The 13,955-nt window shown below is 31.4% G+C and carries 14 protein-coding genes; all 14 read left to right on the top strand.

Annotated features, from left to right (window positions below; all coding sequences use genetic code 11):
- The first annotated feature begins 22 nt into the window (after positions 1-22).
- The 14 genes from lepA (at position 23) to yqfD (ending at position 13,919) form a co-directional block, all read left to right on the top strand.
- Positions 23-1,828: a translation elongation factor 4 gene (gene lepA, locus CLHOM_RS01840; protein WP_052219978.1), complete on the top strand. Its 1,806-nt coding sequence runs from the start codon at positions 23-25 to the stop codon at positions 1,826-1,828.
- A 22-nt stretch (positions 1,829-1,850) separates the two neighbouring features.
- Positions 1,851-2,981, top strand: a complete 1,131-nt coding sequence (gene hemW, locus CLHOM_RS01835; RefSeq protein WP_052219977.1) for a radical SAM family heme chaperone HemW — start codon at positions 1,851-1,853, stop codon at positions 2,979-2,981.
- 184 nt (positions 2,982-3,165) lie between these two features.
- Positions 3,166-4,236, top strand: coding sequence for a heat-inducible transcriptional repressor HrcA (gene hrcA, locus CLHOM_RS01830; RefSeq protein WP_082204334.1), 1,071 nt, complete (start codon positions 3,166-3,168; stop codon positions 4,234-4,236).
- Positions 4,237-4,246: 10 nt separating this feature from the next.
- Positions 4,247-4,864, top strand: coding sequence for a nucleotide exchange factor GrpE (gene grpE, locus CLHOM_RS01825; RefSeq protein WP_242846724.1), 618 nt, complete (start codon positions 4,247-4,249; stop codon positions 4,862-4,864).
- Between the two features lie 51 nt (positions 4,865-4,915).
- Positions 4,916-6,766, top strand: coding sequence for a molecular chaperone DnaK (dnaK, locus tag CLHOM_RS01820; protein WP_052219975.1), 1,851 nt, complete (start codon positions 4,916-4,918; stop codon positions 6,764-6,766).
- Between the two features lie 93 nt (positions 6,767-6,859).
- On the top strand, positions 6,860-7,984 hold the full coding sequence (gene dnaJ, locus CLHOM_RS01815) for a molecular chaperone DnaJ (RefSeq protein ID WP_052219974.1): 1,125 nt from the start codon (positions 6,860-6,862) through the stop codon (positions 7,982-7,984).
- Positions 7,985-8,107: 123 nt separating this feature from the next.
- Positions 8,108-9,043, top strand: a complete 936-nt coding sequence (gene prmA / locus CLHOM_RS01810) for a 50S ribosomal protein L11 methyltransferase (RefSeq protein ID WP_052219973.1) — start codon at positions 8,108-8,110, stop codon at positions 9,041-9,043.
- Positions 9,044-9,058: 15 nt separating this feature from the next.
- A complete protein-coding gene (locus tag CLHOM_RS01805) occupies positions 9,059-9,814 on the top strand; it encodes a 16S rRNA (uracil(1498)-N(3))-methyltransferase (protein ID WP_052219972.1) in 756 nt (251 codons plus the stop codon).
- Positions 9,814-11,118, top strand: coding sequence for a tRNA (N(6)-L-threonylcarbamoyladenosine(37)-C(2))-methylthiotransferase MtaB (gene mtaB, locus CLHOM_RS01800; RefSeq protein ID WP_052219971.1), 1,305 nt, complete (start codon positions 9,814-9,816; stop codon positions 11,116-11,118). Before CLHOM_RS01805 ends, mtaB begins: the two co-directional genes overlap by 1 nt.
- 72 nt (positions 11,119-11,190) lie before the next feature.
- Positions 11,191-11,535 (top strand): histidine triad nucleotide-binding protein, encoded by a 345-nt coding sequence (locus tag CLHOM_RS01795; RefSeq protein WP_052219970.1) that lies wholly within the window; start codon positions 11,191-11,193, stop codon positions 11,533-11,535.
- Between the two features lie 139 nt (positions 11,536-11,674).
- Positions 11,675-11,857, top strand: coding sequence for a 30S ribosomal protein S21 (gene rpsU, locus CLHOM_RS01790; protein ID WP_052219969.1), 183 nt, complete (start codon positions 11,675-11,677; stop codon positions 11,855-11,857).
- Between the two features lie 27 nt (positions 11,858-11,884).
- Positions 11,885-12,328, top strand: a complete 444-nt coding sequence (locus tag CLHOM_RS01785; protein WP_052219968.1) for a GatB/YqeY domain-containing protein — start codon at positions 11,885-11,887, stop codon at positions 12,326-12,328.
- 125 nt (positions 12,329-12,453) lie between these two features.
- Positions 12,454-12,741, top strand: a complete 288-nt coding sequence (gene yqfC, locus CLHOM_RS01780; RefSeq protein ID WP_052219967.1) for a sporulation protein YqfC — start codon at positions 12,454-12,456, stop codon at positions 12,739-12,741.
- On the top strand, positions 12,738-13,919 hold the full coding sequence (gene yqfD / locus CLHOM_RS01775) for a sporulation protein YqfD (protein ID WP_052219966.1): 1,182 nt from the start codon (positions 12,738-12,740) through the stop codon (positions 13,917-13,919). The genes yqfC and yqfD overlap by 4 nt, the downstream gene beginning before the upstream one ends.
- The last annotated feature ends 36 nt before the right edge of the window (positions 13,920-13,955 follow it).

Here is a 13,955-nt window from a genome sequence, read left to right as displayed (position 1 = left end):
GTGCAATGGGGGTAAAATTACAATGCAGAAGGATAGGAAGAAATATATAAGAAATTTTTCTATAGTAGCTCATATAGATCATGGGAAATCAACTCTTGCAGACAGATTGTTAGAGGCAACTGGTACTTTAACTGACAGAGAGATGGAAAATCAAGTTCTAGATAATATGGAATTAGAGAGAGAACGTGGAATTACAATAAAGTCACAGGCAGCAAGACTAGTTTATAAAAGGGATAATGGAGAAGAATACATATTGAACTTAATTGATACTCCAGGGCATGTAGATTTTAACTACGAAGTTTCAAGAAGTCTTGCAGCATGCGAAGGTGCTATTCTTGTAGTAGATGCTACTCAGGGTATTCAAGCTCAAACTCTTGCAAACTGTTATCTTGCTCTTGATCATGATCTTGAAATAGTTCCAGTAATCAATAAAATAGATTTACCAAGTGCAAGACCAAATGAAGTTATTCAGGAAATTGAGGATGTTATAGGAATAGAAGCTCATGATGCTCCTTTAGTTTCGGCTAAAACAGGATTGAATATAAAGGATGTATTAGAAGCTGTTGTAGATAAGGTACCAGCACCAGCTGGTGATGAAGAAGCACCTCTAAAGGCATTAATATTTGATTCTTATTATGATAGCTATAAGGGCGTAGTATCCTATGTAAGAATAATGGAGGGTACTGTAAAAGTAGGAACAAAGATTAAATTTATGGCGAGTAAAAAAGAGTATGAAGTAACAGAGGTTGGAGTTTTTACCCCAGGATTTTTATCAATGCCTCAGTTAAGTGCTGGGGAAGTTGGTTATATAACTGCTTCAATTAAAAATCTTAGAGACGCAGCTGTAGGTGATACTATTACGGAAGCATTAAGGCCAGCAAGTGAGCCTCTGGAAGGGTACAGACCAGCAGTGCCTATGGTATACAGTGGTATTTATCCTGTTGATGGAGCAAAATATGATGAACTGAAAGAAGCCTTGGAAAAGCTAAGAATAAACGATGCTGCCCTAGCTTTTGAGCCGGAAACTTCTATTGCTTTGGGCTTTGGATTTAGATGCGGTTTCCTTGGATTACTTCACATGGAGATAATACAGGAAAGAATAGAGCGCGAATTTAACTTAGACATTATTACCACAGCTCCTTCTGTTATATATAAAATATATAAAAGAAGTGGAGAAATGCTGGAGATTACAAATCCAACTAATTTACCTGATCCAACTGAGATAGAAAAAATGGAGGAGCCTGTAGTAAAAGCAGCTATTATATCTCCTTCTGATTACGTTGGATCGGTTATGGAGCTTTGTCAAAATAGAAGAGGCGTATTTATAGATATGGAATATATTGAAACAACTAGAGTAGTGTTAAATTATTATATTCCATTAAACGAAATAATATATGACTTTTTTGATATGTTAAAATCTAAAACAAGAGGTTATGCATCCTTGGACTATGAATTAAGCGGATATAAACAAGCTAATCTTGTTAAACTAGATATGCTGCTTAACGGAGATGTTGTAGATGCTCTTTCTATGATTGTGCCATCTGAAAAGGCATATAATAAGGGCAGAGCTATTGCTGAGAAGCTAAAAGAGGTAATTCCAAGACAAATGTTTGAAATTCCAATTCAGGCTGCTGTAGGAGCTAAAATTATTGCTAGAGAAACAGTAAAGGCAATGAGAAAGGACGTTCTTGCAAAATGCTATGGTGGAGACATTTCAAGAAAGAGAAAGCTTCTTGAAAAGCAAAAGGAAGGTAAAAAGAGAATGCGTCAAATTGGTAGTGTAGAAGTACCACAAGAAGCATTTATGTCTATTTTGAAAGTAGATTAAAAAATTTAGAATGGAGCGTAGTATGAAAAGAGATATTTCTTTGTATATACATATTCCATTTTGCAAGCAAAAGTGTTTGTATTGTGATTTCCCATCCTATGGGTGTAAGGAAAACCTGATGCTAAGCTATGCAAAAGCTCTTTCTAAGGAAATAGATAGTTTAAGAGACATGAACATGAAGACAATTTTTATAGGTGGGGGGACTCCCACCTATTTATCTTTAGAAGCGTGGAATATTATTAAAAAAAGTATTGATTGTTTAAAGAAGGATAAGGAAACAGAGTTTACTGTAGAATGTAACCCAGGAACTATAGATAAAGATAAATTGTCGTTATTTAAGTCAATGGGAGTCAATAGATTAAGTATAGGACTTCAAGCAGTGCAAGATGAGCATTTAAAACAGCTTGGCAGAATACATTCCTACAAAGAATTTTTGGATACTTTTACTCTAGTTAGAGATTTTGGCTTTAATAACGTAAATATTGATTTAATTTTTGGAATACCTAATCAAAGCTTGGAACAATGGAAGGAAACCTTAAAAGAAGTTACTTGTCTGAGCCCTGAGCACATTTCTTGTTATAGCTTAATAATTGAAGAAGGTACAGCTTTTTATGAATTAGAAAAGTTAGACAAAATTATTTTGCCTAGTGAAGATATTGAAAGAGAGATGTATTGGTATACCTTAGAATACTTAAATAAAAAAGGCTATGGACAATATGAGATTTCAAATTTTGCTAAGAGCAATTTCCAATGTAGACACAATATGGTTTATTGGAATCTTCAAGAATATATTGGATGTGGTTCAGCAGCCCATTCTTATTATGAAGGATATAGATACAGTAATCATAATAAAATAGAGGATTATATTAGACTAATAAATAAAAATGGAGATGCTATAATTGATAGATCGAAGAATACAGTTCAAGCTGATATGGAAGAGTTTATTTTTATGGGACTAAGGAAAATTCAAGGAATTTTATTGGAGGAATTTTCAGGTAGATTTCATATGTCAATCTATAAAATATACGGAGATATAATAGAAAAATATAAAAATAATGGTTTGTTAATTGAAAAAGAAGGATATTTGGCGCTTTCGCAAAAGGGTATTGAAATTTCCAATGTGATTATGAGTGATTTTATACAAGACCGATAATATGTATACAAAAGCTTAGAAAAAAAGAGAATTATAAAGAAAACATATAATTGTTTATTAAATTTGGATATAATAAATAATTTTCTAAATTATATAAAGTTGACAAAAAAATAGTAGAGTGATAACTTTAAATCGTAGTTATTAGCACTCAGTTGATATGAGTGCTAATAAAGAGGTGATTTAGGTGGATAACTTTTTTGGAATAGATGATAGGAAAATCAAGATACTTCAGGCTATTATTAATGATTACATTTCAACTGGAGAACCGGTAGGTTCAAGGACAATATCAAAAAAATATGATTTAGGTATAAGTTCAGCTACTATTAGAAATGAAATGTCAGATTTAGAAGAGATGGGGCTAATTGAACAGCTTCATACTTCATCTGGTAGAAAGCCTTCTGATAGTGGATATAGGTTATACGTTGATAAGCTTATTAAGCTGCCTAAATTAACAAAGCAAGAAGAACTAATGATAAAAAATGAGCTTATTGGAGAGGCTCTTTATGAGGTAGATAAAATACTAAAGAAATCTATTCACCTTTTATCAGAGCTTACAAAATTAACTTGTGTAGTAAATACTCCTTCAGTTAGAAACAGTTCAATTAAACTAATTCAGTTACTGTTTATTGATTCAAACAATATAGTAGCTGTAATAGTTACTCAAAATGGTATTGTTGACAATAAGATAATAAGACTTAATAAGCCTATAAATAATCAAGTATTACAAAGAATTTCATTGCTTTTGAATAATAGATTATCAAATCTAACTATTGAGGAAATAAATCTAAAAGTAATAAACGAACTTAAAAGAGATTTAACAGGATATGAGGATATTTTTGATGCTATTATTACTGTGCTTTATGAATCACTAACAAAAGCTGATAATTCAGAAATATATTATGAAGGTGCATCAAATATTTTTAACTACCCTGAATATAACGATATAGATAGAGCAAGAGAATTCTTATCATTAATTGATAACAAAGATGTATTGAAGCAATTAATTTTTAATAGCTTAGAAAATATAAACGATGGAATGAGTTTTACCATAAAAATTGGTAAAGAAAATTCTATAGAAAATGCTCAAAATTGCAGCATAATTTCTGCGGTCTACAGTATTGGCAGTAAACCTATGGGGACAATAGGTGTTATAGGACCAACTAGAATGCACTACTCTAAAGTTATTTCACTATTGACTAATATGGTTATGACGATAAATAAGAGTGTAGATAAAAAATATTCGGATGATAGGTAGGAGTGAAAAAATGGTAAATGACGAAAATTTAAATGAAATTAAAGAAGAAGCAATAAATGAAGAGGATAATATGGTTGAAGAAACTCTTGAGGAGTCAGAAGTAAATGAAGATATTGAGTTTGAACAATTAGATCAAAAGGATAAAACTGAAAGTGAAATAGAAGGATTGACTTCTCAAAATAAAAGCTTGGCAGAAGAAAATAAGAAATTATCAAATGAAGTAGAAACATTAAAAGATAGACTTCTAAGAATAAATGCTGAGTATGAAAATTTTAGAAAAAGAACAGAAAAAGAAAAGAAAGCATTGTATACAGATGCATGCTCTGATGTTTTAAAGTATATGTTCCCTGTTTTAGACAATTTAGAGAGAGCTGCCGCTGCTGAAGGAAATGCAGAAGACTTGAAAAAAGGAATAGAGATAACTTTAAAACAATTTGAAGATGCATTAAATAAGCTAGATGTAGAAGAAATAAAAATAGAAGAAGGTTTTGATCCAAATTATCATAATGCAATTATGCATATTGAAGATGAGAGTTATGGAAAAAATCATATTGTAGAAGTATTTCAAAAGGGTTATAAAAAAGGCGATAAGGTTTTAAGATTTAGCTTAGTTAAAGTTGCAAATTAACTTATTTAATATATTTTTAATTAAATCACATATATTTTAGGAGGTAAAAAAATGGGAAAAGTTATAGGTATTGATTTAGGAACTACGAATTCATGTGTATCAGTTATGGAAGGTGGAAATCCAGTTGTTATAGCTAATGCTGAAGGATCAAGAACTACTCCATCAGTTGTAGCATTTAAAGAAAATGGTGAAAGATTAGTTGGTCAAGTAGCAAAAAGACAAGCGATAACAAATCCAGATAAAACAATAATTTCTATAAAAAGACATATGGGAACAGATTATAGAGTAAACATAGATGGCAAGAAGTATTCTCCGGAAGAAATTTCTGCAATGATTCTTCAAAAGCTAAAGGCGGATGCTGAAGCATATCTAGGGGAAACTATAACAGAAGCAGTTATTACAGTTCCAGCATATTTTAATGATAGCCAAAGACAAGCAACAAAAAATGCTGGAAAGATTGCAGGACTTGAAGTAAAGAGAATAATTAATGAGCCAACAGCAGCAGCTCTTGCTTATGGTCTTGATAAAATGGATAAAAACCACAAAATATTTGTATATGACTTAGGTGGCGGTACTTTTGACGTATCAATTCTTGAACTTGGTGATGGAGTATTTGAAGTAAAAGCTACTAACGGAAATACAAAGCTTGGTGGAGACGACTTCGATGATAAAATAATGAATTATATAGCAGAAGATTTTAAAGCTAACTATGGTATAGATTTAAGAAATGACAAAATGGCTCTTCAAAGATTAAAAGAAGCAGCTGAAAAAGCAAAAATTGAATTATCTTCATCAACAAAGACTAACATTAATTTACCATTTATCACTGCAGATGCTACAGGTCCAAAGCATATTGATATGGATCTTACGAGAGCTAAATTTGATGAAATTACATCAGACCTAGTAGAAGCTACAATCGAGCCAATGAGAAAGGCTTTAAGTGATGCAGGCTTAACTATAAGCGATATAGACAAAGTTGTATTAGTTGGAGGTTCAACTAGAATTCCAGCTGTTCAAGAAGCTGTTAAAAAGTTTACAGGTAAAGAACCTTCAAAGGGAGTAAACCCAGATGAAGTTGTTGCTATGGGTGCTGCAATACAAGCAGGTGTTTTAACTGGAGATGTTAAAGATATTTTGCTATTAGATGTTACACCTCTTACACTTGGAATTGAAACAATGGGAGGAGTTGCAACTCCACTTATTGAAAGAAATACAACAATTCCTACAAGAAAGAGCCAAATTTTCTCAACTGCAGCAGATGGTCAAACTTCAGTTGAAATTCACATAGTTCAAGGTGAAAGAAAAATGGCTGGAGACAATAAAACTCTAGGAAGATTCCAATTAAGTGAAATTCCAGCTGCTCCAAGAGGAATTCCTCAAATTGAAGTAACTTTTGACATTGATGCTAATGGAATTTTAAATGTTTCAGCTAAAGATAAGGGAACAGGAAAAGAGGCTAATATAACAATTACAGCTTCAACAAACTTAAATGATTCTGAAATTGATAAGGCAGTTAAAGAAGCAGAAATGTTTGCTGCTGAAGATGAAAAGAGAAAAGAATCAGTAGAAGTTAAAAATAATGCAGACTCAGTAGCATATCAAACTGAAAAGACTTTAAAAGAATTAGGAGATAAAGTATCTGCTGAAGATAAACATCAAGTTGAAGAAAAACTAGAAGCATTAAAGAAAGTGAAAGATGGAACTGATACTGAAGCTATTAAGAAAGCTACAGAAGATTTAACACAAGTATTTTATGCAATATCATCTAAGATATATCAACAACCAGGTGCAGAAGCTGGTCCTAACATGGGAGATATGGGAGGAAATGCTGGTAGTGCTGGTGCAGAGAAAAAAGATGATAACGTAGTTGATGCTGATTTCAAGGTTGAAGATGACAAATAAATTGTGTATACTAGAAAAGGCAAGATATTAAGGGGATGGTTTTTAACCTTCCCTTAATTTAAGTTTTAGAAAGCAGTAGGTGGTGAAAAAAGGATGGCTAATAAAAACTTCTACGATGTTTTAGGAATACCAAAAGGTGCAAGTGAAGATGAAATTAAAAAGGCATATAGAAAGCTTGCTATGCAATACCATCCAGATAGAAATCAAGGCAATAAAGAGGCAGAAGAAAAGTTTAAGGACATAAATGAAGCATACCAAGTACTTTCAGATCCTCAGAAAAAAGCTCAATATGATCAATTTGGAACTACTGATTTTAGTGGAGCTGGCGGAGCTGGTGGTTTTGATTTCTCAGGAATGGGAGGATTTGAAGATATATTTGACTCTTTCTTTGGAGGATTTTCTTCTCAGAGAAGAAGAAATGGTCCAGAAAGAGGAGCAGATTTAGAGTATACAATAAGTCTTACTTTTGAAGAAGCGGTTTTTGGTGTGGAAAAGGAAATATCTATATCCAAAAATGAAAATTGTGATACTTGTAATGGAACAGGAGCAAAGCCAGGCACAAGTCCAAAAACCTGTGATAAATGTGGTGGAACTGGTCAAGTAAAATATCAAAGAAGTACTCCATTAGGCAGCTTTGTAACAACGAGTACCTGTGATAAGTGTGGAGGAAAGGGAAATATTATTGATAGTCCTTGTACTAGTTGCCACGGTAAGGGAACTGTAAGAAAAAATAAAAAGATAAAAATAAAGGTACCAGCTGGAGTAGATACAGGCAATGTACTTCCTCTTAGGGGACAAGGTGAACCAGGTAAAAATGGTGGACCAAGTGGAGATTTATATGTAAATATTAGAGTAGCTCCACATCAAGTATTTTCAAGAAAAGGATTTGACATATCCATCGAAGAACACATTAGTTTTGGTAAGGCAGCTTTAGGAACTGAGATAAGGGTTCCTACTATTGATGGAGATGTAAAATATAAAGTACCAGCAGGAACACAACCAGGAACTATTTTTAGATTAAAGGGTAAAGGTGTTCCAAAAGTCAATGGACATGGAAGAGGAGATCAATATGTTAAATTGATTGTGGATGTTCCTAAAAACTTAGATGATAAGCAAAGAGAAGCACTAATAGCATTTATGGAAGCTACTGGAGAAAAGGTTTCTGAAGGTAACAATAAGGAGTCTTTTGTTGATAAAATTAAGAAAAATTTTAAGTAAAAAACTTGTTTCTCTCCTTATGAGAGAAACAAGTTTTTTAAGTTTACATATAAGGTCAGTTGAATTATAATAAGTTAATATCGAATATTGAGAAGATATGAGGATAAAAGGAGAGATACTTGGATGGATAAAGTATGGTTAGAGGTAGAAATCGTTACTAGTAGTGAAGCAGCAGAAGCGGTGACTGGAATATTGTATAATACTGGAGTGCATGGTGTTGCGATTTTAGATGCTCAAGATATTAAAGAAAAGAAAGAGAGTAACGATGGCTTTGACTGGGTAGAGGTGGACTTTTTAGATAGAGTAGAAGGAGCAGTAATAAAGGCCTATTATAAAGAAGATGAAAAATTCAATGGTTATTTACAATACATAAAAGAAAGTTTAATGAATTTAGATAAATTCGGTTTTGATAAGGGTGAAGGAACAGTAACTGTAAAAAGAGTTGATGAAGAGGATTGGGAAAATAATTGGAAGGCATATTATAAAACAACAAGAGTAGGGGAAAATATAATTATTAAACCTGTATGGGAAAAATACGAAAAATCTGAAGGGGAAGTAATTGTTGAATTAGATCCAGGTATGGCCTTTGGAACAGGAACTCATGAAACAACTAGACTTTGCATTCAGGCCTTGGAAAAGTATGTAAACAGCAATTCAACTATATTTGATATAGGAACAGGTTCTGGAATACTTGCAATTACTGCTGGTAAACTGAATGCAAAAAAAGTTATCGGAGTTGATCTAGACCCTGTAGCAGTAGATTCTGCAAGAGAAAATGTTAAGCTTAATAATTTAGAAAATATTGAAATATTATATGGAAATTTGATGGATGTAGTAGAAGGAAAGGCTAATATTATAGTTGCTAATATTCTTGCTGATATAATCATAATACTCTCTGATGATGTGAAAAAGTTCATTGAAAAAGGAGGCTATTTCATATCTTCTGGAATTATATTAAGCAGAAAAGATGATGTTATAAATAAATTAGAGCAGTTAGGATTCACTATTGAAGAAATCAATACAGACGGAGAATGGTGCTGTATTATTGCAAAGGCTTAGAAAAGGAGAAGTACTATGCATAAATTTTTTGTAAGCCAAGATAATATAGATGATGATATAGCAGTTATAGAAGGCGAAGATGTAAAACATATATATAAGGTTTTGAGGCTTAAAGAAGGAGAAAAAGTAAACATAAACAATTGCCAAGGAGAAGAATTTATTGGAGAAATAATTGATATTAATAAAAATAGTGTACAGGTAAAACTGATAGATAAATTAGAAATCAATAATGAAAGCCCAATTGAAGTTTATCTTTACCAAGGATTCCCTAAGGGGCCTAAAATGGATTTAATTTCTCAAAAGTGCACAGAATTAGGGGTAAAAGAAATTACTCCAGTGATTACAAAACGTGTGCTGTCCTCTTTAGGGGAAATTAATAAAGACACTAAAAAGTTGGATAGGTGGAATAAAATCGCCTTTGAAGCTTGCAAACAAAGCAAAAGGACCATTGTTCCAGTTATTAATGATGTTATAGATTTTAAGGAACTTATTAATCAGCTAAAGTACATGGATTTAGTAGTAGTTCCTTATGAAAATGCAGAAGGTTATGGAATTAAGCAAATGGTTAATAGTATAATAAAAGAAGTTAAAAGAGTTGCTATAGTAATCGGTCCTGAAGGCGGCTTTGAAGAGGAAGAGATAGCTTCACTTAAAGCTACAGGTGCTAATATTATAACCTTAGGTCCTAGAATATTGAGAACTGAGACTGCTGGTTTTATCTGTTTAGGCTTAATTATGTACGAATTAGGAGATTTAGGAGGAAAACTTTAATGAAGGTTGCTTTTGCTACATTAGGTTGCAGAGTAAATCAATACGAATCTGAAGCAATGGCTGAAAAATTTATAAAAAGCGGATACGAAATTGTTGATTTTGAAGATGCTGCAGATGTTTATGTTATTAATACCTGTACGGTTACAAATATGAGTGATAAAAAATCTCGTCAAATGATTTCTAGGGCAAAACGAAGAAACAGTGATGCAATTATTGCTGCTGTAGGGTGTTATACTCAAATAGCTCCAGAAAAGGTTTCTGAAATAGGAGATGTGGATGTTATTTTAGGAACTAGAAACAAAGGAGAAATAGTTTACTGGGTTAATAGAGCAAGAGAAGAAAATAAATCAATTGTAATGGTTAATGAGGTATTAAAAGATAAAGTATTTGAAGACCTGAGAATAGAAAATTATCAAGAAAAAACTAGAGCTTTCTTAAAAATTCAAGATGGATGTAATAATTTTTGCTCTTATTGTCTTATTCCTTTTGCTAGAGGAGCAGTATGTAGTAAAAATCCAGAAACTATAATAAATGAGGTAAAAGAACTTGCAATACATGGATTTAAAGAAATTATTTTATCTGGTATTGATATTTCTTCCTATGGAGTTGATTTAGAAGGTAACTGGAATCTATTGAAGGTTCTACAAGAAATTGAAAAAATTCAAGGAATAAATAGGATTAGAATTGGTTCTATAGGTCCTGAATTTTTTAGTCAAGAAGTAATAGGTAATATAGGTAAGCTAAAAAAACTGTGTCCTCATTTTCACTTATCTCTTCAAAGTGCTTGTGATGAAACTTTAAAAAGAATGAATAGAAAATATAATACAGAACAATATAAGATAATAGTAGATTCTCTTAGAAAGAACGTTAAAGACGTTTCTATTACAACAGATATTATTGTAGGTTTTCCAGGAGAGACTGAAGAAGAGTTTAATAGAACCTATGAATTTTTAAAAGAGATCAAGTTATCTAAAATGCACATATTTAAGTTTAGTCCAAGAACTGGAACAAGAGCTGCTGTGTTTGAAGATCAAGTTGATGGAAAGGTAAAAGAAGAAAGAAGCAAAAGGCTTATAAAGCTCAATGAAGAAAATGAGAAAGAGTTTATGAATAAATTTATTGGAAGAGAAATGAGCGTACTTTTTGAACAAGGAAGTAATTATATGGAGAACTCTTATGAAGGGTATACTCCAAATTATATTAAAGTAGTTGCAGAAAGTAAGGAAGATTTAACTGGAAAAGTTATAAATGTTATTCTTAAAGAAGTAAAAGAAGATTTTATTTTAGGAGAAATAATTTTATAAAAATAGTCCTTTTTAGAAGGAAAATCTATTATAATGTTGAATATAAGATAAGTAGTTAAGGAGGTGATAAACATGGAAGATTGTATCTTTTGCAAAATCATAAAAGGTGAGATACCATGTAAAAAAATATATGAAGATGATATGGTACTTGGTTTTGAAGATATTAATCCAACAGCTCCAATTCATGTTCTCCTAATACCTAAAAAGCACATAAAGGATATAAATGAGATTGCTAATGAGGATTTGAATTTAATGGCTCATTCTTTAGGAGTTATAAAAGATATTGCAAAGCAAATGAATATCAAAGAAAACGGATATAGAGTTGTACTAAATTGTGGCAAAGACGGAGGACAAGAAGTACCACATATTCATTTTCATATAATCGGTGGAAGAAAATTGAATTGGCCACCAGGTTAATAATATGAAAATTTAGTAAAGTGCTGAAAACAGTTGACAGCTTGTAAAATTATGTTGTATAATTACCAATGTGCTATTTTGCCCTCGTACACTTCAAAGTACTTAGGTTTTAATACTGCTATGGAGGGAGGGATAATCGGTGTCAGAAGTTAAATTAAGAGAGAATGAAACATTAGAAAGTGCATTAAAGAGATTTAAAAGATCTTGTGCAAAAGCAGGGGTTTTATCAGAAGTTAGAAAAAGAGAACATTATGAAAAACCAAGCGTAAAAAGAAAGAAAAAATCAGAAGCAGCAAGAAGAAGAAAGACAAAGGTAAGATAAGAATTATTGAAAGAGGGTAGCTCAGGTATGTCTCTTAAAGAAAAATTACAAGAGGATTGGAAAGTCTCAATGAAAAACAAAGATAAATTGAGAGCCAGTACTATAACTATGGCAAAAGCTGCAGTTTTGCAGTCCGAAAAAGTTGACAATAGAACTTTAGATGATGAAGAAATTATTGAAGTTCTCTCTAGGGAAGTAAAACGCAGAAAAGAAGCCGTTGCCGAATTTGAAAAGGCAAATCGACAAGACTTAGTTGATCAAACTAATTCTGAAATAGAGATTTTATTGGAGTACCTTCCTAAGCAGTTGACCCAAGAAGAAATTGCTGATATAGTTCAACAAGTAATTTACGAGACCGGGGCGAATAGTATAAAAGATATGGGAAAAGTGATGTCACTTGCTATGACAAGACTAAAAGGTCGTGCAGATGGCTCCCTTGTAAGCTTATTGGTAAAACAGAATTTAAGTTAATATAATAGCTGTATAGCTTGTATAAGATCCAGTGTAAACTGGGTCTTTTATTTTGCCTTAATTTAGTAATTTATTATTAATTAGATTCATAAATTATTATGTAACAATTAATAAGGGGAACATAAATGAGAGGCAAATTTTATAATACAAAGGAAAACTTTGCAGAAAAGCTGGGGCTTCCTAGAGATGTTGTTTTGAACATACCCAAAATTATTATTACTGGGGATAGTGAAATAGTTATCGAAAACCATAAAGGTATAATAATATTTGAAGAAAATGAAATAAAAATAAACTCCAATGTTGGGGTAGTATCGCTTCGAGGGAAAAAGTTAGAAATAATATTTATTGGTGGAAGCACTATTATCATCGGAGGAAAGTTCAAAGATATTATTTATGAGGGGAATAGTTTATGAAAAATTTCAGCTTTAGCAAATATAAAAAAGGTATTATCAAAATAGAAATTAAATCAATAATGCCAGAAAAATTTATTAACCTTTTATGGAAGAATAATGTTAATCTAAGGAATATAAATAAAAAAGATATTACTACTGTTCATTTTGACAGTAACTTAAAGGACTACAGCACTATAAGTGAAATAGCTAAAAAAACTGGAACAAGAATTATAATATTAAATAGAAGAGGCATATCCTTTTTTATACTCAAAACTAAAAAAAGACAAACTCTTATTATAGGTGCAATATTATTTGCTGCAATAATTTATTATCTTTCAAATTTTATTTGGAGAATAAATATTGAAACAGAAAAAAACATTTCTCCTTATGAGATAAGAAGCCAATTAAAAAATCTAGGAATAAGGTCTGGAATTTATAAGGACAAGATAGATGTTTATAAACTAGAAGAGAAGCTTGTAATGGAAAATTCAGATATTATGTGGGTAAGAGCAAGAATTGAAGGGACTTCATTAAATATTAAGCTTGCAGAAAGGCAAGGACCTCCAGAAGTAGAGAATGAAAATACACCGAGTAATATAGTTGCTAATAAAGATGGAGAAATTGTTAGAGTTTATAGCAAAGCAGGAACAGCTGTAGTAAAGAATGGAGATATTGTAAAAAAAGGAGATGTTTTAGTCAAAGGAGAACAGGGTGCAGAAGGTAAAACTTATTTAGTACATGCAGAAGCAGATGTAATAGCAAGGACTTTCTATGAGGAAGTAGCATATGTAAATACAGTAATTAAGGAAAAGAAAAGAACCGGTAATGAAGAAAAAGAAATATATGTAAACTTATTCGGTAAGAACATTTTTATAAAAAAAGCTAAAAATAAATTTAAAATATATGATAAAGTAGAAGCAAATAAGTTTTTTATAAAAGAAAATATATATTATGAATTGGAAGAAAAGACAAAAAAACTAGATGAAAAGGAAATAATAGATGCGGTATCAAAAGAACTTTTAGATAACATAATTGTAAAATTAGATAAATCTGTTAGAATAGTAGATAAGGTTATAGATTCAAAATTTGAAGAAGATAAGTATAAAGTTCGAGTAGTATTAATTGTTGAGGAAAATATTGCAGAATCAAAAAAACTTGAAAATAATACGGAAAGTAATGAAAACATAAAAACTAACTAATCTAAATTAAACTTGAGAAAAGGATAAAATTTAAGG

Source organism: Clostridium homopropionicum DSM 5847, assembly GCF_001263795.1.
Classification (GTDB): Bacteria; Bacillota; Clostridia; order Clostridiales; family Clostridiaceae; genus Clostridium_H; species Clostridium_H homopropionicum.
Note: the sequence above shows the minus strand (reverse complement) of the source record. Positions and strands in the feature narration are given on the sequence as shown.